We start from the raw sequence: 23,992 nt of genomic DNA, 5'->3' as shown, positions 1-23,992 counted from the left end.
GGCCGGACTTCGATTTCGTAACACGAAGAACACCTGAACGTGGTTCAACGCGACGAAAATCCAGCCAGCACCCGCACCCCGATCACCCCGGCAGCAAGGAGCACGCGCCATGTCCGCATCGCAGAAGACGGCCGACCGGTCCGACGCCGCGCCACCGGCGGCGAACAGCGTCGACCGGTTCTTCAAGATCTCCGAGCGGGGGTCCACCTTCGGCCGTGAACTGCGCGGCGGCTTCGCCACGTTCTTCACGATGGCCTACATCCTTGTCCTGAATCCCATCATCCTGGGCAGCGCGAAGGACAAGTTCGGGCACCAGCTGGACGCCGTCCAGCTCACCACCGCCACCGCCCTGGTGGCCGCGGTCATGACGATCATCATGGGCGTCGGCGGCAACCTGCCTCTGGCGCTCGCCGCCGGACTCGGCCTGAACGCCGTGGTCGCCTTCCAGATCGCCCCGCTGATGAGCTGGGACGACGCGATGGGCCTGATCGTCCTCGAAGGCCTGCTGATCTGTGTGCTGGTGGTGACCGGGCTGCGCGAGGCCGTCATGCACGCGATACCCCAGCCGCTCAAGCAGGCGATCAGCGTCGGCATCGGCCTGTTCATCGCCTTCATCGGCTTCGTCGACGCCGGGTTCGTCAGCCGCATCCCGGACGCCGCCAACACCACCGTCCCCGTTCAGCTGGGCGGCACCGGCACCCTCGCCGGCTGGCCGATGCTGGTCTTCTGCCTCGGCGTGCTGCTGACGATCGGACTGCTCGCCCGCAAGGTCAAGGGCGCCATCCTCATCAGCATCGTCACCATGACCGCGCTGGCGATCGTGATCGACTCCCTGGCCGACATCAAGTCCTGGGGCCTGACCACCCCCTCCTGGCCGGACAACGTCGTCGACGCCCCCGACTTCGGCCTCATCGGCGACTTCGACCTGTTCGGCGCCTTCAGCGCGCCCGGCGTCGGCGTCATCACCGTCGTGTTGCTGATCTTCACGCTGATCCTGTCCGACTTCTTCGACACCATGGGCACGGTCGTCGGCATCAGCGCCGAGGCCGGGCTGCTCGACGAGGACGGCAAGGTCCCGAACCTCGGCCGGGTGCTGCTCATCGACGGCGCCGCCGCCGTCGCGGGCGGTGCGGCGTCCGCCTCCTCGTCGACGTCCTACATCGAGTCCGCGGCCGGTGTCGGCGAGGGCTCGCGCACCGGCTTCTCCAACCTCGTCACCGGCGGGCTGTTCGGCCTCGCGCTGTTCCTGACCCCGCTGCTCACCATCGTCCCGCTCCAGGCGGCCGCCCCGGCCCTGGTCGCCGTCGGCTTCCTGATGATGACCCAGGTCAAGCACATCGACTGGGACCGCTACGACATCGCCATCCCGGCGTTCCTCACCATCGCCGTGATGCCGTTCACCTACTCCATCACCAACGGCATCGGGGCCGGCTTCCTCGCCTACGTCGTCATCAAGACCGTCCTCGGCAAGGCCAAGGAGGTGCACTGGCTGCTGTGGGGGACCTCGGCGCTGTTCCTCGTGTACTTCGCCATCGACCCGATCGAGCAGCTGCTGGGCGCGAAGTAGCGGCGCGGGGAGGCCGCGACGACACGGCGAAGGGCCGCCCCCGGGGGGAAGGGGGCGGCCCGTCTGTCCTTACAGACGTGATTCACGGCGCCGGGGTTCAGTTCTTCAGCGCGGCTTCCATCATCGCCTTGGCGACCGGCGCGGCCAGGCCGTTGCCGCTGACCTCCGAGCGGGCCGCGTCCGACTGCTCGACCATGACGGCCACGGCGACCTCCTTGCCCGAGGAGTCGGACTTGCCGTACGAGGTGAACCAGGCGTACGGCACCTGGCTGTTGTTCTCGCCGTGCTGGGCCGTGCCCGTCTTGCCGCCCACGGTCGCTCCCGGGACCTGGGCGTTGGTGCCCGTGCCCTTGCTGACGACCGTCTCCATCGCCGACCGCAACTGCTCGGCGGTCGAGGAACTGACGATCTCCTTCGTGCCCGCGTCGTCGTCGTAGTCCTCCAGCACATCACCGCCGCTGTCGGTGATCTGCGCGACCATATGCGGCGACACCAGCTTGCCGCCGTTGGCTATGGCCGCCGACACCATGGCCATCTGGAGCGGGGTGGCCGTGACGTCGAACTGGCCGATACCCGTCAGAGCCGTCTGCGACGGGTACATGTCCGACGGGTACACGCTCGTGTAGGCCCGGACCGGCACGTCCAGTTTGTCGTCATTGAAGCCGAACTTCTCGGCCATCGCCTTCACCTTGTCCTGGCCCAGCTTCACGGCCATCTTGGCGAAGACGTTGTTGCACGAGTACTCCAGCGCCGTGCGGATGGTCGCGTTCGTGCAGGGCGCGTTCGGGTTCTCGTTCGTCAGGTCCCGGGTGGTGCCCGGCAGCGTGTACGGGTCAGGGCTGTCCGTGCGCTGATCCACCGAGGAGTACAGCCCGTCCTCCAGCGCGGCCGCCGCCACGACCAGCTTGAACGTCGAACCGGGCGGCAGCGGCTGCCGCAGCGCACGGTTGACCAGCGGCTTCTCCGGGTCCGAGGTGAGCTCGCGCCAGGCCTTCCCCGCCGTGTTGGCGTCGGTCAGCGAGGAAGGGCTGTACGACGGCGTCGACACGACCGCGAGGATCTTGCCGGTCTTCGGGTCGATGGCGACGGCCCCGCCCTTCTTGCCGCCGAGCGCCTCGTAGGCCGCCTTCTGCACGTCCGGGTCGATGGTCGTGACCACGTTGCCCGGCTCGGCCCGCTGGTTGGTGAGGGTGTCCATCACGGACTTCAGCCGGTTGTCCGTGCCGTTGAGCAGGTCGCTGTAGATGCCCTCCAGCTGGGTCGGGGCGTACGCCTGCGACGCGTATCCCGTCACCGCCGCGTACAGCGGGCCGTCGGTGTACGTCCGCTTGTACTTCAGGTCGCCCGTCTTCGTGGGCGCCGAGCCGGTCACCGACCGGCCGCCCACGATGATGTTCCCGAGCGGCGCCGAGTACGTCTCGATGGCGTTGCGCCGGTTGTCCTTGTCGTCTGCCAGCGCCCGGCCCTCGTAGAACTGCACCCAGGTCGCCCTGACCAGCAGGGCGAGCACCAGGAGCAGCGAGAAGACCGAGGCGCGCCTGATCGTCTTGTTCATTCCGAACTGGAGGACGAACCACACCGGGCGGATCGTTCCCGTCCGTCCCGGTTTCTCATCCGGCGGGGCGGTTTTCTCATCCGCCGTTCAGAAAGCCGGCCTCGTACGCGCGGCGGGAGCGAGTGACCGCGTCATGCGATCAGGCTCCCGCGCGCCGTCCGGGGCCCCTTCCGCCCGGCGGCGATCCGCCTCCGCCGGGCGGGGGAGAGGCCTCAGCCCTCCAGGAGGAGCACCGTCTCGTCGATCTCGGCACCGCGGGCCGTGGCGTACCCGCGGTCCGTCGCCGTCACCTTGAAGCCGCACTTCTCCAGCACGCGCAGCGACCCCGTGTTGTCCGACGCCGCCCGCGCGTACAGCGGACGCTCGGGCACCTCGGCGAGCAGCGCCCGCAGCGCCTGTGTGGCGATGCCCTTGCCCCAGTACGCGCGGTCGATCCAGTACGTCACCTCGCGCTCACCCGGCACCCCGTACACCCCCGCGCTGCCGACCACGTCCCCGTCGGCCAGGACCGTACGGATGACGACGTCGGGCGAAGTGCGCATCTTGGCCCAGCGGGTGTCGAAGGCGGCCCGGTCGGCCGGGTCCTCCGGGGTGAAGGCCGCCATGCTCAGGGACTCGGGGTCGTTCATCTGCCGGAAGAACACGGGCAGATCGCTGTTGTGGACGGGGCGCAGCTCGATATCCATGTCTCAGAGCCTACGAGTGGCCAGTGTCAGTCGGTCCCGGGCGTCGAACAGGGCGTCCTTGACCAGCTGTTCGTGCGCCGGGGTCAGCCGCGCCACCGGCACCGAGCAGCTGATCGCGTCCCGCGCCGGGGTGCGGTACGGGATGGCCACGCCGAAGCAGCGCAGCCCGAGGGTGTTCTCCTCGCGGTCCACCGCGAAGCCCTGGTCCCGCACCTGGCGCAGCTCCTCGATGAGCTTCTCCCGGTCGGTGATGGTGTGCTCGGTCAGCGCGGGCAGCGTCTCCGGGAGCATCTTGCGCACCTGCTCGTCCGAGTACGTGCTCAGCAGCGCCTTGCCCAGGGACGTGGAGTGCGCGGGCAGCCGGCGGCCGACCCGGGTGAAGGGACGCAGGTAGTGCTGGGACTGGCGGGTGGCCAGATAGACGACGTTGGTGCCGTCGAGGCGGGCGAGGTGGATCGTCTCGGTGGTGTCGTCCGAGAGCCGGTCCAGCGTCGGGCGGGCGGCCGCGACGACCTCGTCACCGTCGATGTACGACGTGCCGACCAGCAGGGCCCGCACTCCGATGCCGTATCGCGTGCCCGTCGCGTCCGTCTCCACCCAGCCCAGCTCGACCAGGGTGCGCAGCAACATGTAGAGGCTGGACTTGGGATACCCGACGGCCTCCTGGACCGCCGCGAGGGAGTGCATGCCGGGGCGTCCGGCGAAGTATTCGAGCAGTTCAACCGTTCGTACCGCGGACTTGACCTGCGCCCCGCCGCCCGTCTCGCCAGCCGACATCGCCCTTGACCCCTTCGTTGGACGGGAAATAGTCTCCACAGCATATTCATCATCAGAGACAGCGTTCAGTATATCGAACGCCCCTGGTGGATGACCCAGTACTGCGGCAATACATGTGTGGAGGGACCCGCGGTGGCAGCAGCACCAGTCTGGAGTGTCGACCCCCGAACCGGGAAGCAGCGTGAACAGGTTGCGGTGGAGGCCACAGCCCAGGAGGTGGACGCCGCCGTCCGCGCCGCGCACGAGGCACGCGGCGCCCTCGCCGACCGCACGGTCCGCGCCGCCTTCCTGCGCACCGCCGCCGAGGAGCTCCAGGCGGCCAAGGACTCCCTCGTCGAGACCGCCGACGCCGAGACCGCGCTCGGCCCGGTCCGGCTGACCGGCGAGCTCGCCCGCACCTGCTACCAGCTGCGCGCCTTCGCGGACATCGTCGACGAGGGCGCCTTCCTCGACGTCGTCATCAACCACCCCGACGACACCGCGACCCCGCCCATCCCGGACCTGCGCCGCTACAAGGTGGCGCTGGGCGTCGTCGCCGTCTACTCGGCGTCGAACTTCCCCTTCGCCTTCTCGGTCGCGGGCGGCGACACCGCGAGCGCGCTGGCGGCCGGCTGCCCGGTCGTCGTCAAGTCCCACCCGGACCACCCGGCCCTGTCCGAGTACGTCGCCAAGGTGCTGCGCCGCGCCGCCGCCCGGCACGACATCCCCGAGGGCGTCGTGGGCCTGGTCCACGGCTTCGAGGCGGGCGTCGAGCTGATCAAGCACCCGCTGGTCGCGGCGGCCGGCTTCACCGGCTCGGTGCGCGGTGGCCGCGCCCTCTTCGACGCGGCGGCGGCCCGCCCCGTGCCGATCCCCTTCCACGGCGAACTGGGCTCCCTGAACCCGGTCGTCGTCACCGAGGCCGCCGCCGCCGAGCGGGCCGAGGCGATCGGCGCCGGTCTCGCCGGTTCGATGACGCTGGGCGTCGGGCAGTTCTGCGTGAAGCCGGGCCTCGTCCTCGCGCCGGCCGGTGCCGCGGGCGACGCCCTGCTGAAGTCGCTGACCGACGCCGTCAGCGACACCGACGCCGGTGTCCTGCTCGACCACCGCATGCGCGACAACTTCGTCGCCGGTGTCACCGAGCGGGCCGGGCTGCCCGACGTCGACTCCCCGGTCACCCCCGGCGCGGGCGGCGAGCACACCGTCAGCGCGGGCTTCCTCACCGTCCCGGCGAGCAGGCTGGCCGCCGAGGGCGAGCACGACCTGCTGCTGGAGGAGTGCTTCGGGCCGGTCACGGTGGTGGCCCGCTACGAGGACGAGACCGAGGTGAAGGCGGTGCTGTCGCGCCTGCCGGGGAACCTCACGGCGACGGTGCAGCTGTCCGAGGAGGAGGCCGCCGGCCAGGGCCGCGGCGCCGAGATCCTCGCGGAGCTGACGCCGCTGGCGGGGCGTGTGCTGGTCAATGGCTGGCCGACGGGGGTCGCTGTCGCGGCGGCTCAGCATCACGGTGGGCCGTACCCGGCGACGACCTCGACGTCCACGTCGGTGGGCGGGACGGCGATCGAGCGGTGGATGCGGCCGGTTGCTTACCAGAACGCCCCGTCCGCGCTGCTCCCCGCCGAGTTGAGGGACGAGAACCCGCTGGGGCTGCCGCGGCGGTTCAACGGGCGTCTGGAGCGGTAGCGCCGTGGGGGTGCGGTGAATCGCGGTCCGACGGTTCGTTGTGGTTGATCGCGCAGTTCCCCGCGCCCCTGAAGGGCGGACCTGAAAGAGTTGGCTGAATGGATCTGGAACTCTCCGAACTTTCTTTCGGTCTGCGTACCTATGGGCCCGACGGCCACTGGTCCTACGAGGACGGTGTGCTCTCCGGGTGGGCCGGGCCCAGGCAGGATCGGTTCGTGCCGCCCACCGGGGAAGGGCTGGACCCCGCTGCCGACGCGCCGCGGCTGCTCGGGGCGCCCGAAGGGGACTTCCAGCTGATCGCCCGGGTCACGGTGGGGTTCGGTGCCGCCTTCGACGCAGGTGTGCTCTACGTCCACGTGGCGGAGCGGGCCTGGGCCAAGCTCTGCCTGGAGTACTCCCCGGACGTCCCCACCGTCTGCACGGTGGTGACCCGGGGACACTCCGACGACGCCAACTCCTTCACCGTGGACGGCAGTTCCGTCTGGCTCCGGATCAGCCGGACCGGCCGCGCCTTCGCCTTCCACGCCTCCCGCGACGGCGAACGCTGGACCTTCGTCCGCCTCTTCACCCTCGGCGACGAGAAGGAGACCGGCGCGGCCCTGGTCGGCTTCATGACCCAGTCCCCGATGGGGGAGGGGTGCGTGGTGACGTACGACCACATCGAGTTCAGGCCGAGCTGGCCGGACGATCTGCGCGACGGCAGCTGAGGACCGGCCGGGAACCGCGTCACGGCCCGGTCTCGTCCTTCGCTGCATGATCAGCAACCGAGTGGTTCCGGGCCGAGTGATACGTACCGTCCTGCCCGCCGAGGTGGCGGACGTCGTCGCGCTGCACGCGCGGGCCCGGGCGACCTACTACCCCGGCGGGGTGCCGCAGGACGGCACCGACTGGACCGCCTCCTGGCGCACTGCCCTCACCCGGCCGGACGGGCGGGTGCTGTGCCTGGTGGAGGCGGGGCACATCGTCGGCCTGGCCTCCTTCCGTCCCCCGGAGGACGGCCCGGCGGACACGGTGAAGCTGTTCCAGTTCCACGTCGATCCCGGTCAATGGCGCACCGGCGTCGGCACCGCCCTGCACGCGGCCTGTGTGGAGGAGTGGCGGGCCGACGGCAGGCGCGCGGCCCTCCTGGACGTACATGTCGACAACCGGCGGGCCCAGGGTTTCTACCGGCGGCAGGGGTGGGTCGCCGAACCCGCCGGGCCGGGGGACCACCATCTGCGGATGCGGTTCGCCCTGCCCGGGGAATGAAGCATGCTGCTTGAACGTTCATCCACTCGGCGGAGGGAGTCTCCGTACCCGTACGACCTGGAGAGAGCCGAGACATGCGCGTCGAGATCTGGAGCGACATCGCCTGCCCCTGGTGCTACGTGGGCAAGGCCCGCTTCGACAAGGCGCTGCGGGACTTCCCGCACCGCGACGAGGTCGAGGTCGTGCACCGCTCCTTCGAGCTGGACCCCGGCCGCGCCAAGGACGACATCCAGCCCGTGATCACGATGCTCACCCGGAAGTACGGGATGAGCGCCGCGCAGGCCGAGGCGGGCGAGGACAACCTCGGCGCCCAGGCCGCGGCGGAAGGCCTCGACTACCGCACCCGCGGCCGCGACCACGGCAGCACCTTCGACATGCACCGCCTGCTGCACTTCGCCAAGGCGCAGGGCCGTCAGGAGCGACTGCTCGACCTGCTCTACCGGGCCAACTTCGCCGAGGAACGGTCCGTCTTCAACGACGACGAACGACTGGTGGAGCTCGCCTCCGCCGCCGGTCTCGACACCGAAGCCGTGCGCGCGGTGCTCGCCGACCCGGGCGCGTACGCCGACGAGGTCCGCGCCGACGAGCGCGAGGCCGCACAGCTCGGTGCGAACGGTGTGCCCTTCTTCGTCCTCGACCGCAAGTACGGCGTCTCCGGCGCCCAGCCCGCCGAGGTCTTCGCCCGCGCCCTCACCCAGGCCTACGGCGAGCCCGCGCCTCTGAGGATCGTCGACGGCGGCGACGAGGCGGACGCCTGCGGCCCGGACGGCTGCGCCGTGCCCCAGCACTGAACGCCCAGGTCACAGCGCATCCATAAGCGTTCCTTCGCGGCATCGCGCAGAAATCGGCAATGGACGGAGAGATCCCTGGGACGCAGAGTGGTCCCATGGAGACCTTCGAGAACCTCGTCCGTGCCGAGTTCACCCCGAAGCACACCTACCTCAACACCGCGAGCAACGGGCTCCTGCCCGCCCGGACCGCCGCCGCCGTGCAGTCGGCGGTGCGGATGCGTGCCGAGGGCACGCCCCTGGGGCCCCTGTACGAGGACGTGGAGGCCGCCCGCGCGTCCTTCGCCCGGCTGGCCGGCGTTCCGGCCGAACGCGTCGCGGCCGGGGCCTCGGTCGCCGAGTACGGCGGGCTGATCGCCGCCTCGCTGCCCGCGGGGGCCGAAGTCCTCACGGCGGAGGGCGACTTCTCCTCCCTGGTGAACCCGTTCCACCAGCGCGGCGACCTCAAGGTGCGGGCCGTGCCGCTGGAGCGGCTCGCGGAGTCCGTCCGCCCGGACACCGCGCTGGTCGCGGTCAGCGCCGCGCAGTCCGCCGACGGCCGCCTCGCCGACCTCCCGGCCGTGCGCGCCGCGGCACGCACCCACGGCGCCCGTACCTACGTCGACGCCTCGCAGTCGGCCGGCTGGCTGCCGATGGAGGCCGACGCCGACGATTTCACCGCGGCCGTCGGATTCAAGTGGCTGCTGGGCCCGCACGGGGCCTCGTTCCTCGTCGTCCCGCCGGACTTCGGCGGGCTCACACCGCTGCTCGCGGGCTGGGTCGCGGGCGAACGCCCCTGGGACAGCTGCTACGGCCCCGTCGAGGAACTCGCCCACTCCGCGCGGCGGTTCGACGTCAGCCCGTCCCTGTTCACCTACGCCGGGCTGCGTGCCTCGCTGGAGCTGCTTGAGGAGATCGGCGTCGACGTGGTGCACGCCCACGACGTCGGCCTCGCGGACCGGTTCCGCGCCGGGCTCGCCGGGCTGGGCCACGAACCGGTGCCCGCGCCGGGCTCGGCGATCGTGTCGGTGCCCGGGCTCGGCCACCGGCAGGACGAACTGAGCCGGGCCGGTATCGAGGTCTCCGACCGGGCCGGGAACCTGCGGGCGGCGTTCCACCTGTACAACACGGCCGCGGACGTCGACCGGCTCCTGGACGCCCTGACGGCATGAGAAACCGGGTGGGGCCTCCCGTCCCACACGAGGAGGCCCCACCCGGCAGCTCTGTCACGCGGTCATCTCACCGTCATGCAGTCATCCCACCGCGACGGCGGTCACCGCACGGGAGTGAAGTCCCGCGCCCCGATGCTGTGATGTCCGGGGGGCGACCCCCGGGCCCCCGGCCGAAGAGCGGTCACCGCACGGGAGTGAAGTCCCGCGCCCCGATGAACTCCGGTCGCCGTACCGGCGCCGCGAAGGGTTCGACCGCCGTGTTCTCCACACTGTTGAACACGATGAACACGTTGCTGCGCGGGAACGGCGTGATGTTGTCGCCGGAACCGTGCATGGCGTTGCAGTCGAACCAGGTCGCCGAACCGGCCTTGCCGGTGAACAACTTGATGCCGTGCTGCGTGGCCATCTGGGTCAGCGCCTCGTCGGACGGCGTGCCCGCGTCCTGCATCTGCAGCGACTTCTTGTAGTTGTCCTTCGGCGTCTCACCCGCACACCCGAGGAACGTCTTGTGCGACCCCGGCATGATCATGAGTCCGCCGTTGGTGTCGAAGTTCTCGGTCAGCGCGATCGAGACGGACACCGTGCGCATCCGCGGCAGGCCGTCCTCGGCGTGCCACGTCTCGAAGTCCGAGTGCCAGTAGAAGCCACTGGCACCGAACCCCGGCTTGACGTTGATCCGCGACTGGTGGACGTACACGTCCGAACCGAGGATCTGCCGCGCCCGTCCGACGACCCGTTCGTCGCGGACCAGCCGGGCGAACACCTCGCTGATCTTGTGCACCTCGAAGACCGTGCGGATCTCCTTGGACTTCGGCTCGACGATCGACCGCTCGTCGGCGCGCATGTCCGGGTCGTTGACCAGCCGGTTCAGCTCGTTGCGGTAGACCGCGACCTCGTCCTCGGTGATGAGCTCGTCGATGGCCAGGAAGCCGTCGCGCTCGAAGGACAGCAGGTCGGCCGGGGCGACCGGGCCCGGGGCGTCGGGTGCGCCCCAGACGACCGGGTCCTGGCGCGGGACCAGTGCCTCGGTGGCACCGCGACTGGGGTAGAGGTCGGGGATACCGGTGGTGGTGTCGGTGGTGGCGGTCATGGAAACGTCACACCTCCTCGGTGAGCAGCGGGTAGACGCCGTTCTCGTCGTGGTCCTCCCGTCCGGTCACGGGCGGGTTGAACACGCAGAGGCAGCGGAAATCCTTCTTGACCCGCAGCGTGTGCCTCTCGTGCCCGTCCAGGAGGTACATGGTGCCGGGCGTGATGGTGTGCGTCAGCCCGGACTCGTGGTCGGTCAGCTCGGCCTCGCCCTCCACGCAGACGACGGCCTCGATGTGGTTCGCGTACCACATCGACGTCTCCGTACCCGCGTACAGGATCGTCTCGTGCAGGGAGAAGCCGACCTTCTCCTTGGCGAGGACGATGCGTTTGCTCTCCCACGTACCGGACGCCGCCTTCACGTGCCGGTCGGTACCTTCGATCTCCTTGAACGAACGGACAATCACGGTGCTGCGATGCCTCCTAGATGGGTGGTGCTCGGTTGGTCAGGCGGTCTCTCGGACGGCGCGGGCCAGCATGCTCAGGCCCTCGTCCAGCTCCTCCGGCGTGATGGTGAGGGCGGGGAGCATCTTCACGACCTCGCTCTCCGGGCCGGACGTCTCGATGAGCAGTCCGAGCTCGAAGGCGCGCTTGGCGACCTTGTTGGCGCGCTCCTTGTCGTGGAACTCCAGGCCCCACACCAGGCCGCGGCCCCGGTACTCCTTCACGTCGGCCAGGTTCTCCTCGGTGATGGAGATCAGCGCCTGCTCGACCTGCTCGCCGCGCTTGCGGGTCTGCTTCTCCATCGCGGAACCGTCGGCCCAGTACGTCTCCAGGGTCGCGGTGGCCGTGACGAACGCGGGGTTGTTGCCGCGGAAGGTGCCGTTGTGCTCGCCGGGCTCCCAGACGTCCAGCTCCGGCTTGAACAGGCACAGCGACATGGGCATGCCGTAACCGCTGATCGACTTCGACACGGTGACGATGTCCGGCGTGATGCCCGCCTCCTCGAAGGAGAAGAACGCGCCGGTACGGCCGCAGCCCATCTGGATGTCGTCGACGATCAGCAGCATGTCCTGCCGCTCGCACAGCTCGGACAGCGCCCGCAGCCACTCGGGCCGGGCCACGTTGATGCCGCCCTCGCCCTGCACGGTCTCGACGATCACGGCGGCCGGCTTGTTCAGGCCGGAGCCCTGGTCCTCCAGCAGCCGCTCGAACCACAGGAAGTCCTCGACCGTGCCGTCGAAGTAGTTGTCGAACGGCATCGGGGTGCCGTGCACCAGCGGGATACCGGCGCCGGCCCGCTTGAAGGCGTTGCCGGTGACGGCCAGCGAGCCCAGCGACATGCCGTGGAAGGCGTTGGTGAACGACACGATCGACTCGCGTCCCTTCACCTTGCGCGCCAGCTTCAGCGCGGCCTCCACGGCGTTGGTGCCGGTCGGGCCCGGGAACATGACCTTGTACGGCAGGTCGCGCGGGCGCAGCAGCAGGTTCTGGAAGGCCTCCAGGAACGTGCGCTTGGCGGTGGTCGACATGTCGAGCCCGTGCGTGACGCCGTCCCGCTCCAGGTAGTCGATCAGCGCGCGTTTCAGGACCGGGTTGTTGTGCCCGTAGTTCAGTGACCCCGCTCCGGCGAAGAAGTCGAGGTACTCATGGCCGTCCTCGTCGTACATGCGGCTTCCCACCGCACGGTCGAAGACGGCGGGCCAGCCGCGGCAGTAGCTGCGTACCTCGGACTCGACGGTCTCGAAGACACTCAGGTCGGGCTGGGTGATGGTCACGAAGAATCGCTCCTCGGTGCGTGGGGGAAGTCTGCGGTGTCGGGCGGGACGTCGAAGAAGTCAGTGGGGCAGGGGGCCGATGCGGTACAGCACCTCTGCGTCGTGCGGCCCGTCCGGGAACAGGCCCGTGTCGAACAGCACCTCGCGCTCCAGCCGGGCGCCGTGACGCTCGGCGAACGACGTGAACAGGCGCTCCGAGGCGGTGTTGCCCGGGGTGATGGTGGTCTCCACCGTCGTCACCCCCGTCTCGGCCGTGGTCCGTGCGACCAGGCCGTCGAGCAGCGCGGCGGCCAGCCCGCGCCCGCGGTGGGCCTCGTCCACCGCCACCTGCCAGACCAGCAGGGTGCGCGGGCTGTCCGGCCGCACGTACCCGGTGATGAAACCCATCGGCTCGCCCTGCTCGTCGCGGGCGACGGCCGAGGTGGCGGCGAAGTCACGGCACCACAGCAGATAGCTGTAGGACGAGTTCAGGTCGAGAACCTTCGAGTCCTTCGCCATCCGCCAGAGTGCGGCTCCGTCAGCCATCGTGGGGCGGTCGATTTGCGGATCTGCTTGTACGGCAGTCATGCGAATTGAACTTACCCAGCGAAATTCGAAATTGCATCGCCGAGTGGGGTTACATATCAGCCACGTCTGTGTTATCGCGCGAGCGCGTGGCTCGGCTCAGCAGGGCGGAGGAATGCCCGATATTGTACGGGAATTACCGGTCAAAACGGTCGTGATGTGTAACGCGTCACAGCCGTGTAAGCTCCGCGCGACCCGCCAGGATTTGCCCTCGGAGCTTCCTCAAAATCCACGCGTTTAGGACCGGGAAAAGCGGGCAGAAGAATACGGGAAGCTGTTCTCGGGGGAATTCTCTAATTGTGTGCCAGCTTATATGTGAGATGTATCGGAAAGCACGTGCAATTCAAGCCCCGGTCACTCCGTCGATGCGTTCCCGCAGGAGATCGGCGTGACCGTTGTGCCGTGCGTACTCCTCGATCATGTGGATGAAGACCCAGCGCAGACTGACCTCCATGCCGGGTATCGGCCCCTCGGCGACCCGCCCGACGTGGTCCAGCGGCAACCCCGCGCACAGCTCCCGACCCCGCGCGATCTCCCGCCGCCAGATCCCGAGCGCCTCGTCGAGCCCCCGGGCCGGATCCAGCGCGTAGCCCATCGCGTCCTCGAACACGGGTGCCACGGTGAGCCCGGCGGTCACTCTCTGGAACCAGTTCCGCTCGACCTCCGCGAGGTGCTGCACCAGCCCGAGCAGGGTGAGCGACGACGGCTCGATGGCGGCTGTCCGCACCTGCGCGTCGTCCAGCCCGGCGCACTTCAGCTCCAGCGTGGCCCGGTGGAAGTCCAGCCAGCTCTCGAGCATGGCCCGCTCGTCGCCCGTGAGACGGGGGACGGGGCGGCCGTCGGGCAGGGTCGGGAAGATCTCCGCGGGTGTGTCGGTCATCCGGGCAGCATGGCATGCGCCACTGACAGCGGCCGCTCGAAGGGGCGGCGGGCGCGAGAAGCCCCGGACCTCGCCTCGGGGCTTGCTTCAGGCCTGTTCTGCGGCCCGCTCCAGGCCACAGCCGGGTTGCTTGGGGCGTCAGCCAGGTCGCTTCGGGGTCGGCTGCGGGCGTCAGCCGGTCCGAGTCGGGGTCCGCGTCGGGTCTCAGCGGGTCCGGGTCGGGGTTCGCGTCGAGTCTCGGTCGGCCTGCGTCGGGATCCGCGTCGGGTCTCAGCCGGGTTGCTTCGGGGTTGGCTTCGGGCGTCAGCCGGTCCGAGTCGGGGTTCGCTTCGGGCGTCAGTCGGTCTGCTTCGGGGGCCGCTTCAGGCCTCGGCCGACTTGCGTCGGAGTCTGCTTCACGCCTCGGCCGGCCGCTGCCGCCACGCCCCCTCGGCGGCCCGCAGCGCCGCCTCCACATCCACGCTCAGCCGCTGCTCGGACAGCGCCGCGCCCAGCGCTGCCAGGCTCGCCCGCACCGCGCCCGGCGTCGCGTCCGCGCCGTAATGGTTGACCCGGATCATCTCCTTGGCCAGCGGGCCGCCGCCCGCGGCCAGCGGAACCGCCGGATCCGCCTCCAGCGCCCGCCGGACCAGCTCCGCGGCCACCACCCCCGACGGCGCCCGCAGCGTCGTGGCGACGGGCGCCGCGTCCCGTGCCTCGTACACGTACGGCTCCAGCCCGCCACCGAGCGCGACCGCCCCGGCCCGGGTCGCCGCCGCGGCGGACGCGTGCCGGGCCATCACGGCGTCGAGACCGGCCGCCTCGATCCGCTCCACACACGCCTCAAGGGCCAGCATCTCCAGCTGGGCCGGAGCGTGCAGCAGCGCCTTGCGGCCACCGTCGATCCACCGCTCCTTCCAGTCGAGGAGCGACAGGTACGACCGCCGCGGCGCCCTCGGGTTGGCCGCCATCCGCGCCCACGCCCGCTCGCTCACCGACACCGCCGACACCCCGGCCGGACCGCCCATCGCCTTCTGCGCGCCGATCACGCACAGGTCCACGCCCCACGCGTCCGGCAGCACCGGCTCGGCCCCGATCGAGGCCACCGCGTCCAGGTAGAACAGCGCCCCGTGCGCCCGTACGACCTCGCCGATCTCCGCGACCGGGTTGGTGTTGCCGGTCGCCGCCTCCGCGTGCACCAGCGACACGAAGTCGATCTCCGGGTGCTCGGTGAAGGCCTGTCGGATCTCCTTGGCCGTCACCGCCGTGTGGAAGGGCACCGACAGGTCGATCACCGTGGCACCGCAGTCCCGCAGCCAGTCGCCGAAGGTCTGCCCGTAGGGCCCCGTGACGACGTTCAGCGCCGTCGTGCCCGGACCGGCCGCGGCACGGATCGCGCCCTCCAGCGGCAGCAGCGCCTCGCCCTGCATGATCACCACGTCCTGCCGGGTGCTCAGCAGCCGCGCCACGCGGTCCTCGATCGCGGCGAAGCGGTCCGCGCCGAGCGGGGCCAGGTCCAGAAACGGATGCGTCACGGCAGTGCTCTCTTCACTCACAGGTTCGACGGCATCGAGGGTAACCGGCGGCCGCTCGCCCCCCTTCGAGGCCCCGCGTCCACCTCACTAAGGTGCGGTGCATGAGCGATCGCACGGTGCTGCACGTGAAGGGACGGGTGCTCGTCGGACCCGAGGACGTCCGGGACGAGCTGTGGGTGGTCGACGGCCGCATCTCCTACGACCGTCCCGCCGGCGCCCGTGACATCCGCACGGTCGTCGGCTGGGCCCTGCCCGGCCTCGTCGACGCGCACTGCCACGTCGGACTCGACCGGCACGGCCCGGTCCCCGAGGACGTCGCCGAGAAGCAGGCCCTCACCGATCGGGACGCCGGCACGCTGCTCATCCGTGACGCCGGCTCGCCCTCTGACACCCGGTGGATCGACGACCGCGAGGACCTGCCGAAGATCATCCGAGCCGGGCGGCACATCGCCCGCACCCGTCGCTACATCCGCAACTACGCCTGGGAGATCGAGCCGGAGGACCTGGTCGCCTACGTCGCCCAGGAGGCCCGGCGCGGCGACGGCTGGGTCAAGCTGGTGGGGGACTGGATCGACCGCGACCTCGGGGACCTGTCGGCGTGCTGGCCGCGCGAGGCGGTCGAGGCGGCGATCGCCGAGGCCCACCGGCTGGGTGCCCGTGTCACCGCGCACTGCTTCTCCGAGGACTCCCTGCGGGACCTCGTGGAGGCGGGCATCGACTGCATCGAACACGCGACGGGCCTGACCGAGGACCTCGTCCCGCTGTTCGCCGAACGCGGCGTCGCCATCGTCCCGACCCTGGTCAACATCGCCACCTTCCCGCAGCTCGCGGACGGCGGCGAGGCCCGCTTCCCGCGCTGGTCGGCCCATATGCGCCGACTCCACGAGCGCCGCTACGACACCGTCCGGGGCGCCTACGACGCCGGGATCCCGGTCTTCGTCGGCACCGACGCCGGCGGCGGCCTCGCCCACGGTCTGGCGGCGGCCGAGGTCGCCGAACTCGTCACGGCCGGCATCCCGCCCGTCGACGCCCTCGCCGCAGGTACCTGGACGGCCCGGGCCTGGCTCGGCCGCCCGGGCCTGGACGAGGGCGCCCCCGCCGACCTCATCGTCTACGACGAGGACCCGAGGGCCGACGTCCGTGTCCTGGCGTCCCCACGCCGGGTGGTGCTGAACGGGCGTGTGGTCGGGTAGCCGCGGGGCGACGGACCCAGGCCCCGCGAGGGTGGTCGGGTGGAACACCCGTCCCGGGGGATTCGAATGGATCCTCGGTATCGCCACGTTGGAGTGAAGCGGTGTCGGATCGCTGACGGCGGGCGCGCGGTGCGGCGATTCTTTGCGGGTCCCGAGCCTGTCTTTCCTGGAGTCCCCACCGTGAACAGCCCTTCCTTCCGCATGCCCGTACGCCGGATGGCGACCGTCGCGACCGTCACGGCCCTCGCCGCCGGGCCCCTGGCGCTGACCGGCGTGAGCCCGGCGTACGCCACCGGCGACCACGGTCGCGCGAGCGCCGTCGTCCTGCGTACCGGCCTGGACGTCTCCCTGCTGAACAAGTCGGTGAACGTCCCGCTCACCGTCACCCTCAACGACGTCCGGGCCCCGCGGAGCGCCGACAAGACCACGTTGACGGCCACCCTCGACGCGGTGGACGGCGGCCGGCCGTTCCAAGTGCTGCGCGCGGACGTGGCCGAGGCGAGAGCCACGACGACCGCGACCAGGTCCGAGGGGAGCAGCACCCTGGCCCGCGCCCGCCTCCACGTCCCCGGCCTGCCCCTGCTGTCCCTGATCGAGGTGGAGAAGGTCACAGCCCGGGCCACCTGCGAGGTCGGGAGGAAGCCGTTCGCCACGACCGGCCTGCCCGGCTCGGTGACCGTGCTCGGAAAGCGCGTGAGGCTGACCGCCGGCGGCCCGACGCACGTCAAGGTGCCGGGCGTCGGCGAGGTCCGCCTGGACCTCTCCCGTACCCGGACCACGACCCGTACGGCCGCCGCCACCGCCCTCGAACTCAAGGTGAACGTCAACCCGTTGAAGCTGAACGTCGCGGAGGTCGACGGCACGCTCACTTTGGCCGAGGCGACCTGCGAGGCCCCGCGGCCCGAAGCCGCCGCCCAGCCCCCGGCCGAGCCGTCCGACCCGCCCGCCGACGTGAAGCCGCAGGGCGAACCCGCCGGGGCGGACCTGGCCGAGACCGGCGGTGGGTCGGCCACGCCGTACCTCGTGGGCGCCGCCGTCGTCCTGCTCGCGGCAGGCGGGGGAGGGGTGGCCCTGGCCCGCCGCCGGGGCTGATCCGGCCCGGGTGCACCCGCAAGGCGGCGTGTCAGTGCGTCAGGGCGCGTTCCAGGGCGTGCAGAGACCCGTCGGTGGTGGCGCGGTCGCGTACCGCGGGTTGGATCCGGCCCGGGTGCACCCGCAAGGCGGCGTGTCAGTCCGTCAGGGCGCGTTCCAGGGCGTGCAGAAACCCGTCGGTCGTGGCGCGGTCGCGTACCGCCAGCCGGAGCCACTCCCCGTCCAGCCCGGGGAACGTGTCCCCCCGGCGCACGGCGTAGCCGAGGTCGCGCAGGCGCCGGCGGACGGCGGACGCCCCGGGGACCCGGATCAGGACGAACGGGCCGTGTGCGGGCCCGGCCACCCGCAGCCCGGCCGGGGCGAACCGGGCCAGCCCGGTCAGCAGACGGTCGCGGTCCGCCGCGACGCGATGCGCCGCGTGGGCCGCCTCCGCCACCGCACGGGGCCCCACGCACGCCTCGGCCGCGGCCAGCGCCGGAGTCGACACCGGCCACAGCGGCTGCGCCCGCTGGAGGTCCTCGATCGTCTCCGGCGCCGCCAGGACATAGCCGATCCGCAGCCCGGCCAGCCCCCACGTCTTCGTGAGGCTGCGCAGCACCACGAGCCCCGGCACGTCGACGCGGCCGGCGAGGGCCTCGCTCTCGCCCGGCACCGCGTCCATGAACGCCTCGTCCACCACCAGCACCCGCCCGGGCCGGGCGAGCGAGGCGATCGCGTCCGCCGGGTGCAGCACCGACGTCGGGTTCGTCGGGTTGCCGATCACCACCAGGTCCGCGTCCCCGGGCACGGCCGCCGGCTCCAGCCGGAAGCCGTTCTCCTCCCGCAGCAGCACCCGGCCGACCGTGTGCCCCGCGTCCCGCAGCGCCGCCTCCGGTTCCGTGAACTGGGGGTGCACGACGACCGGCCGCCGCACCTTCAGCGCCCGCGCCAGCAGCACGAACGCCTCCGCCGCGCCCGCCGTCAGCAGCACCCGCTCCACCGACAGCCCGTGCCGCGCGGCCACCGCCGCTCGCGCGGCACGCCCGTCCGGGTACGCCGCGAGCCCGCCGAGCGACGCGGCGATGTGCTCCCGCAGCCACCCCGGCGGGGTGTCCGCGCGGACGTTCACGGCCAGGTCGACGAGCGAGCCGCCGTCGTCCCGGACCTCCGCGTCCCCGTGGTGACGCAGATCGTGCCCGCTCTCGGCGCGCGTGCTCTCGGTCGGCATGCCCTCAGTGCGCATGTTCTCAGTGCGCATGCGAGTGAGCACCGTGGTGGTGCCCGTGCCCGTGCCCGTGCCCGTGGTGGTGGTCGTCGTCGTCCGGGTGGAAGTGCGGCTGCTGCGGCATGCCCACCTTGTCCTCGAAGCCCGGCAGCGCGATGCGGTACACGCACGAGTCGCAGTTCATCCGCAGATCGCCCTTGACGGCCTCCTCGTACCGCTCCCACACCAGGTCCAGCAGCTCCGGCTCCGGCCCGATGACGTCGGCCGAGAGCACCTCGACCTCCGGGTGCGCGGCCGCCCAGCCCTCCGTCTGGTGCCGTACCCGGTCCGGCAGGATGCCCGTGAACAGGAAGTACGGCAGGACCACGATCCGGCGCGCGCCGAGGCGCACACAGCGGTCCAGCCCGCTCGGCACGTCAGGCGCCGCCAGCGACACGAACGCCGTCTCGACGCCCGCGTACCCACGGCCCTCCCACAGCAGCCGGGCCGCCTTGTGCACCTCGGCGTTGGCGTCCGGGTCCGTGGAGCCGCGCCCGACCAGCAGCACCGTCACGTCGGAACGGTCGCCGGGCGTGCGGCCCGCCGACCCGAGGGCCTCGTCGAGACGCCGCTCCAGCACGTTCAGCAGCGCCGGGTGCGGGCCGAGCGGACGCCCGTAGGTGTACGAGATGCCCGGGTGCCGCTCCTTCTCGCGGGCCAGGGCCGCCGGGATGTCGCCCTTGGCGTGCCCGGCGGACACCAGCATCAGCGGGACGGCGGCGAAGCGCCGCACGCCCTGCTCGACCAGTTCGGTGACGGCCTCGCCCAGCGGCGGCGGGGACAGCTCGATGAAGCCGCCCGCGACGGGCAGTTCGGGGTGCCGGGCCCCCAGCTGCCGTACGAAGTCGCGGAACGCCTCCGCTCCGGCGTCGTCCCGGGTGCCGTGGCCGGCGATGAGCAGGGCGGGCGGGGTGGTCACAGTTTCTCCTCGGCGGAAGTGGGGTGGTACAGCAGGGCGTTGAGCGCGGCGGCGGCGACCGCCGACCCGCCCTTCTCGGACACGTTGCTCACGGCGGGCAGTCCGCTCTCGCGCAGCGCGGCCTTCGATTCGACGGCTCCGACGAACCCGACGGGCAGTCCGATGACGAGCGCGGGCCGGGCGTCGAGCGTCAGCAGTTCCTCCAGCGCGGTCGGCGCGTTGCCGATCACCCAGAGGGCGCCGGGGCCGACCTGCTCGTAGGCGAGCCGGATGGCGTGCGCGGACCGGGTCAGACCGGGACCGGACTCGGCGTCCTTCAGACGGCAGACGGTCTCGCGCCGGGTGATCCCGGCGCCGACCATCTCCACGTCCACGACAACCGGCGCCCCGGCGTGCAGCGCGGCGTGCGCCTTCTCCAGGTCGGCCTCGTCCATGACCAGGTCGTCGGCGTAGTCGAGGTCGGCGGCGGAGTGGATGACCCGCTCCACCACCGCCCGGGTCAGCGGCGGGAAGTGCGAGGTGTCCAGCCGGGCGCGCAGGCGCCGGTAGGACTCCACCTCGATGGGATGGACGACGCGGTTCACTCGGCCCCCTCCTGTCCCGCCTGCCAGCGGTAGCCGCGCGGCGTCACCATGCGCCCGGCGATGTCCCGGGTCGCCGTGTTGCCCACGGTCACGACGGTCATCATGTCGACCGTGGCCGGGTCGAGGGAGCCCAGCGTGGTGAGCCGGCTGGACTCGTCCGGCCGCGAGGCGTTGCGCACGACACCCACCGGCGTCCGCGGGGTCCGGTGCTCGGCGAGGATGCCCAGCGCCTTGGGGAGCTGCCAGTCACGGCCGCGCGAACGGGGGTTGTAGAAGGTGACCACGATGTCCGCCTCGGCCGCCGCCCGCACCCGCCGCTCGATGACCTCCCACGGCGTGTGCAGGTCGGACAGGCTGATCGACACATGGTCGTGGCCCAGCGGGGCGCCCAGGATCGCACCGGCCGCGAGCGCCGCCGTCACCCCGGGCACACCGACCACGTCGATGTCGTCGGAGGCCTCGGCCAGCGCGGGGGAGGCCATGGCGTAGACGCCCGCGTCCCCGCTGCCGATCAGCGCGACGGCCTGCCCCTTGCGGGCCTCCTCGACGGCCGTGCGCGCCCGCTCCTCCTCGGCGCCTAGCCCCGACTCCAGGATCCGGGTGCCGGGCCGCAGCAGATCACGGATCTGGTCGACGTACTGGTCGAGCCCCACGAGTACGGAAGCGCGCCGCAGTTCGGCCTTCGCGCGGGGTGTGAGCAGGTCCCGGGCGCCCGGCCCGAGCCCGACCACCGCGAGCCGCCCGCGCCCCGGCCGCCGTACGACCGCACAGGTCGCCATCGCCGGGCTCGCGGCCGACTTCCGCTTGGGCACGAGGAGTTCACCCCCGCCGACGAGCGCGGCGGCCTCCGCCACGGACGGGGTCCCGACGGCCGCGAGCGGCGCGTCGGACGGGTTGGGCACATCGACCCCGGCCAGCTCCCCGGCGGAGTACGTCACCAGGGGCACCCCGAGCCGCCGCGCGGCCTCGACGATTGCGGGCTCACCGGCCTTGGCGTCGACAGTGGCCAGCTCGGCGACGGACGCCACCGACAGCCCGGCCTCCCGCAGGGCGCCCTCGACCAGTCCGAGGACCTCCTCCACGGGGGCGCCCTTGGACGCCCCGACCCCGACGACCAGCGTCGGCGGACGCAGCACGACCTCGCCCGCGGCCGCCGCCACGAGCCGGTCGGTCACCCGGATCGTGTAGGACCCCTGGTCCGTCACCGGCAGCGGCGGCAGCGGCCAGGCCACCTCGGCCCGCAGCGCCACCGCCTCGCCGTCCAGCAGCGCCCGCGACACCCCGGCGACATCGCCCTCCACGGGCAGCCCGAGGGTGTCCAGGCCCGCCAGGTCCACGGCGTCCGTGGCCGTCGTCACCACCGGCTCGGCGCCCAGCAGATCACCCACCTCGCGGGCGAGTTCGTTGGCGCCGCCCGCGTGCCCGCCCAGCAGGGACACGGCGAACCGCCCGCCCTCGTCGACGCACACCACGCCCGGGTCCTCGGTCTTGCCGGACAGCAGCGGTGCCACCAGCCGCACCACGGCGCCCGTCGCCAGGAAGCACACGAGCTGCTCGCACTGCGCGAACGCGGTCCGTACGGCGTCCCCGACGGGACCCTCGTACACCCGGGTGCGGTCCGGCCACGCCGCGGCCAGCCGGTCCCGGGCAGCCGCTCCCGCCGCGGTGGCGGAAATGAGGCCGATCACTGGGTGACTCCTTCTTCGACAGCTGCCGGGGGCCGGACGCCCCACAGCAGGAAAACGGGGTTGGTCGCCGCGAGCCGGGTCACGTCCCCGGGAAGCGGCGCGAGCCGCGACGACTGGAGCAGGACGCCGTCGCAGGTGAGACCGGCGCTCGTCAGGGCCTCGCGCGCTTCCGGCACCCGGTCCAGCGCCGCCATCGCGACGACCACCGTGCGCCGGGCACGCCGGGCGCACGCGGCGACGATCGCGGGCAGTTCGCGCCCACCGCCCCCCACGAACACGGCGTCCGGGGTCTCGGCGAGCCCTTCGAGCGCCTCCGGTGCCGCGCCCCGCACCACCCGCACGTCCACACCGTGCACGGCGGCGTTGGCGCGGACCCGCTCCACGCCGTCCGCGGTCTTCTCCACGGCGGTGACGGCCGCACCCAGCCGCGCGCACTCCGCGGCCACGGAACCCGAGCCCGCGCCCACGTCCCACACCAGGTCGCCCGGGCGCGGCCCCAGCCGGGCGAGGGCCAGCGCCCGCACCTCGAACTTGGTGATCATCGAGTCCCGGTGGGCGAACTCCGCCTCCTCCAGGGCCCATCCGGCGGGCCGCTGCCCGGGTCCCGCGACCGTCCGCACGGGGCCGAGCGCCCGCGCCTCGTCCAGGCACAGCACCACGTTCACCGCCGTGCCCCAGTCCCGGGCCGCGGCCTCGGCGGGCGTCACCCGCTCCACGCGCTCCGCGTCCGAGCCCAGCCCGGACGCGACGACCAGCACCCGCGCCGCGTCCCGCAACGCGGCACCCAGCTCCGCCGGACCCGCGCCCGGGCCGGTCAGCACGGCCGTCTTCGGCTGCGCCCGGCACACGTTGACGGCCGTCCGCAGCTCCCGCCCGTGAGCGCTCACCACCACGGCGTCGTCCCACGGCAGCCCGATCCGCGCGAACGCGGCGGCGACCGACGACACCCCGGGCCGCACGTCCAGCCGCTCCGGCCCGAACCGCTCCGCCAGCACCCGCACGATCCCGAAGAACCCGGGGTCGCCGGAGGCCAGCACCAGAACGGGGCGGTCCTTCGCGACGTACGCGCCGATGGTGTCGAGGGCCGGCGCGAGAGGCCCGAGCACGACCCGCTCGGCCGTCCCGGGCAGGCCTGCGGCGTCGAGATGCCGCCGCCCGCCCACGACCAGCTCGGCACCGGCGAGGACCTCGCCCGAAGGCACCGCCCCCGTCCCCGTGCCGACCACCGTGATCACGTACTCGCCCCCCGCTCGCGCAGCGCCCGGCGGGCCTGGGGGTCGGCCTTGCGGTACCCGTGAAAGTGCCCCGGGTGGTACAGGTGCGAGCGGGTGCCGTGGGCGTCGAGCGCCGGGCCGACCAGGAACAGGGTGTGCTTCCAGAGCTTGTGCTCCTTGACCGTCTCCTCCAGCGTGCCGATCGTGCACTTCACGACCAGCTCCTCCGGCCAGGTCGCCTGGTACGCCACCACGACCGGGGTCGTCGTCGGGTAGCCGCCCTCCAGCAGCTCCCGCACGAGCTGCCCGCTGCGGGCGGCGGAGAGGAACACCGCCATGGTGGTGCCGTGCTTGGCGAACTCCCGGACCTCCTCCCCGGGCGGCATGGGCGTCTTGCCGCCGCCCAGCCGGGTCAGCACGACCGACTGCGCGACCTCCGGGATGGTCAGCTCGCGCTGCGCGAGCGCCGCGACGGCCGAGAAGGAGGACACCCCGGGCACGATCTCGGTCGCGATGCCGAGCTCGGCACAGCGGTCGACCTGCTCCTGCGTGCCGCCCCACAGGGCCGGGTCGCCGGAGTGGATCCTGGCCACCCGCAGCCCCTCGGCGCGGGCCCGCCCGTACACGGCGACGACGTCCTCCAGGGACATGGTCGCCGAGTCGAGGATCTCCGCGCCCTCACGGGCGTGTTCGAGGACCTCCTCCTGCACCAGGCTGGCCGCCCAGATCACCACGTCGGCCTCGGCGATGGCGCGCGCGGCGCGGAACGTCAGCAGGTCGGCGGCGCCGGGACCGGCGCCGACGAAGGTCACTTTGCCGGCGGGGGCGTCGGCCATGGGAGGGGTCCTTTCGTCCTTCAC

Annotated in this window: 23 protein-coding genes; 8 read left to right on the top strand and 15 right to left on the bottom strand. The window is 72.0% G+C overall.

The window, feature by feature from the left end; translation table 11 throughout:
- Positions 1-109: 109 nt before the first annotated feature.
- A complete protein-coding gene (locus ACFZDE_RS36500; RefSeq protein ID WP_391210574.1) occupies positions 110-1,567 on the top strand; it encodes a solute carrier family 23 protein in 1,458 nt (485 codons plus the stop codon).
- A 97-nt stretch (positions 1,568-1,664) separates the two neighbouring features.
- Here ACFZDE_RS36500 and ACFZDE_RS36495 read toward each other — a convergent pair whose 3' ends face one another.
- The 3 genes from ACFZDE_RS36495 to ACFZDE_RS36485 form a co-directional block, all read right to left on the bottom strand.
- Complete coding sequence (locus ACFZDE_RS36495; RefSeq protein WP_391211091.1) at positions 1,665-3,122, bottom strand: penicillin-binding transpeptidase domain-containing protein; 1,458 nt, start codon at positions 3,120-3,122, stop codon at positions 1,665-1,667.
- Between the two features lie 212 nt (positions 3,123-3,334).
- A complete protein-coding gene (locus tag ACFZDE_RS36490; RefSeq protein ID WP_391210567.1) occupies positions 3,335-3,808 on the bottom strand; it encodes a GNAT family N-acetyltransferase in 474 nt (157 codons plus the stop codon).
- 3 nt (positions 3,809-3,811) lie between these two features.
- Entirely contained in the window at positions 3,812-4,585 is a 774-nt protein-coding gene (locus ACFZDE_RS36485) for an IclR family transcriptional regulator (protein ID WP_030852502.1), read from the bottom strand.
- Between the two features lie 132 nt (positions 4,586-4,717).
- On the opposite strand from ACFZDE_RS36485, the gene ACFZDE_RS36480 reads away from it, so the two are divergent.
- The 5 genes from ACFZDE_RS36480 (at position 4,718) to ACFZDE_RS36460 (ending at position 9,434) form a co-directional block, all read left to right on the top strand.
- Positions 4,718-6,247, top strand: a complete 1,530-nt coding sequence (locus ACFZDE_RS36480; RefSeq protein WP_391005483.1) for an aldehyde dehydrogenase family protein — start codon at positions 4,718-4,720, stop codon at positions 6,245-6,247.
- 98 nt (positions 6,248-6,345) lie between these two features.
- Entirely contained in the window at positions 6,346-6,954 is a 609-nt protein-coding gene (locus ACFZDE_RS36475; RefSeq protein ID WP_391005485.1) for a DUF1349 domain-containing protein, read from the top strand.
- Positions 6,955-7,000: 46 nt separating this feature from the next.
- On the top strand, positions 7,001-7,495 hold the full coding sequence (locus tag ACFZDE_RS36470; protein WP_391210541.1) for a GNAT family N-acetyltransferase: 495 nt from the start codon (positions 7,001-7,003) through the stop codon (positions 7,493-7,495).
- 74 nt (positions 7,496-7,569) lie between these two features.
- Positions 7,570-8,286, top strand: coding sequence for a DsbA family protein (locus ACFZDE_RS36465; protein WP_391210528.1), 717 nt, complete (start codon positions 7,570-7,572; stop codon positions 8,284-8,286).
- Between the two features lie 95 nt (positions 8,287-8,381).
- Positions 8,382-9,434 (top strand): aminotransferase class V-fold PLP-dependent enzyme, encoded by a 1,053-nt coding sequence (locus ACFZDE_RS36460; protein WP_391210523.1) that lies wholly within the window; start codon positions 8,382-8,384, stop codon positions 9,432-9,434.
- Between the two features lie 181 nt (positions 9,435-9,615).
- Here ACFZDE_RS36460 and thpD read toward each other — a convergent pair whose 3' ends face one another.
- From thpD to ACFZDE_RS36430, 6 genes are all read right to left on the bottom strand, one after another.
- Positions 9,616-10,524, bottom strand: coding sequence for an ectoine hydroxylase (gene thpD, locus ACFZDE_RS36455; protein ID WP_391005493.1), 909 nt, complete (start codon positions 10,522-10,524; stop codon positions 9,616-9,618).
- Positions 10,525-10,531: 7 nt separating this feature from the next.
- Positions 10,532-10,930 carry an ectoine synthase gene (locus tag ACFZDE_RS36450; RefSeq protein ID WP_391005495.1) on the bottom strand — a complete coding sequence of 133 codons (399 nt, stop codon included), beginning with the start codon at positions 10,928-10,930 and terminating at the stop codon, positions 10,532-10,534.
- A 39-nt stretch (positions 10,931-10,969) separates the two neighbouring features.
- The gene (gene ectB / locus ACFZDE_RS36445) at positions 10,970-12,241 is read right to left on the bottom strand and encodes a diaminobutyrate--2-oxoglutarate transaminase (protein WP_391005497.1); all 1,272 of its coding nucleotides are present in this window, start codon (positions 12,239-12,241) and stop codon (positions 10,970-10,972) included.
- Between the two features lie 60 nt (positions 12,242-12,301).
- Complete coding sequence (gene ectA / locus ACFZDE_RS36440) at positions 12,302-12,808, bottom strand: diaminobutyrate acetyltransferase (RefSeq protein ID WP_391210501.1); 507 nt, start codon at positions 12,806-12,808, stop codon at positions 12,302-12,304.
- 340 nt (positions 12,809-13,148) lie between these two features.
- The gene (locus ACFZDE_RS36435) at positions 13,149-13,685 is read right to left on the bottom strand and encodes a DUF664 domain-containing protein (RefSeq protein ID WP_391005501.1); all 537 of its coding nucleotides are present in this window, start codon (positions 13,683-13,685) and stop codon (positions 13,149-13,151) included.
- Between the two features lie 395 nt (positions 13,686-14,080).
- Positions 14,081-15,199 carry an aminotransferase class V-fold PLP-dependent enzyme gene (locus ACFZDE_RS36430; protein ID WP_391210492.1) on the bottom strand — a complete coding sequence of 373 codons (1,119 nt, stop codon included), beginning with the start codon at positions 15,197-15,199 and terminating at the stop codon, positions 14,081-14,083.
- A 101-nt stretch (positions 15,200-15,300) separates the two neighbouring features.
- Here ACFZDE_RS36430 and ACFZDE_RS36425 point away from each other — a divergent pair, with 101 nt between their 5' ends.
- Both ACFZDE_RS36425 and ACFZDE_RS36420 read left to right on the top strand, forming a co-directional pair.
- Positions 15,301-16,392, top strand: a complete 1,092-nt coding sequence (locus ACFZDE_RS36425) for an amidohydrolase family protein (protein WP_391210484.1) — start codon at positions 15,301-15,303, stop codon at positions 16,390-16,392.
- 180 nt (positions 16,393-16,572) lie between these two features.
- Positions 16,573-17,484, top strand: a complete 912-nt coding sequence (locus tag ACFZDE_RS36420; RefSeq protein ID WP_391210470.1) for an SCO1860 family LAETG-anchored protein — start codon at positions 16,573-16,575, stop codon at positions 17,482-17,484.
- Positions 17,485-17,620: 136 nt separating this feature from the next.
- On the opposite strand, the gene cobC is transcribed toward ACFZDE_RS36420, so the two are convergent.
- Genes cobC through cobM form a run of 6 tightly spaced genes read right to left on the bottom strand, consistent with a single transcriptional unit; the run spans position 17,621 to position 23,968 of the window.
- On the bottom strand, positions 17,621-18,721 hold the full coding sequence (cobC, locus tag ACFZDE_RS36415; protein ID WP_391210458.1) for an Rv2231c family pyridoxal phosphate-dependent protein CobC: 1,101 nt from the start codon (positions 18,719-18,721) through the stop codon (positions 17,621-17,623).
- Positions 18,711-19,646, bottom strand: coding sequence for a CbiX/SirB N-terminal domain-containing protein (locus ACFZDE_RS36410; RefSeq protein ID WP_391005512.1), 936 nt, complete (start codon positions 19,644-19,646; stop codon positions 18,711-18,713). The genes cobC and ACFZDE_RS36410 overlap by 11 nt, the downstream gene beginning before the upstream one ends.
- Positions 19,643-20,230 (bottom strand): precorrin-8X methylmutase, encoded by a 588-nt coding sequence (locus ACFZDE_RS36405; protein WP_391210446.1) that lies wholly within the window; start codon positions 20,228-20,230, stop codon positions 19,643-19,645. The genes ACFZDE_RS36410 and ACFZDE_RS36405 overlap by 4 nt, the downstream gene beginning before the upstream one ends.
- Entirely contained in the window at positions 20,227-21,918 is a 1,692-nt protein-coding gene (cobJ, locus tag ACFZDE_RS36400; RefSeq protein WP_391210438.1) for a precorrin-3B C(17)-methyltransferase, read from the bottom strand. The genes ACFZDE_RS36405 and cobJ overlap by 4 nt, the downstream gene beginning before the upstream one ends.
- Positions 21,915-23,153, bottom strand: coding sequence for a precorrin-6y C5,15-methyltransferase (decarboxylating) subunit CbiE (gene cbiE / locus ACFZDE_RS36395; protein ID WP_391210428.1), 1,239 nt, complete (start codon positions 23,151-23,153; stop codon positions 21,915-21,917). The genes cobJ and cbiE overlap by 4 nt, the downstream gene beginning before the upstream one ends.
- On the bottom strand, positions 23,150-23,968 hold the full coding sequence (gene cobM / locus ACFZDE_RS36390; protein WP_391005520.1) for a precorrin-4 C(11)-methyltransferase: 819 nt from the start codon (positions 23,966-23,968) through the stop codon (positions 23,150-23,152). The genes cbiE and cobM overlap by 4 nt, the downstream gene beginning before the upstream one ends.
- Positions 23,969-23,992 lie beyond the last annotated feature (24 nt).

Source organism: Streptomyces sp. NPDC007929, from assembly GCF_042959065.1.
Lineage (GTDB): Bacteria > Actinomycetota > Actinomycetes > Streptomycetales > Streptomycetaceae > Streptomyces.
Note: the sequence above shows the minus strand (reverse complement) of the source record. Positions and strands in the feature narration are given on the sequence as shown.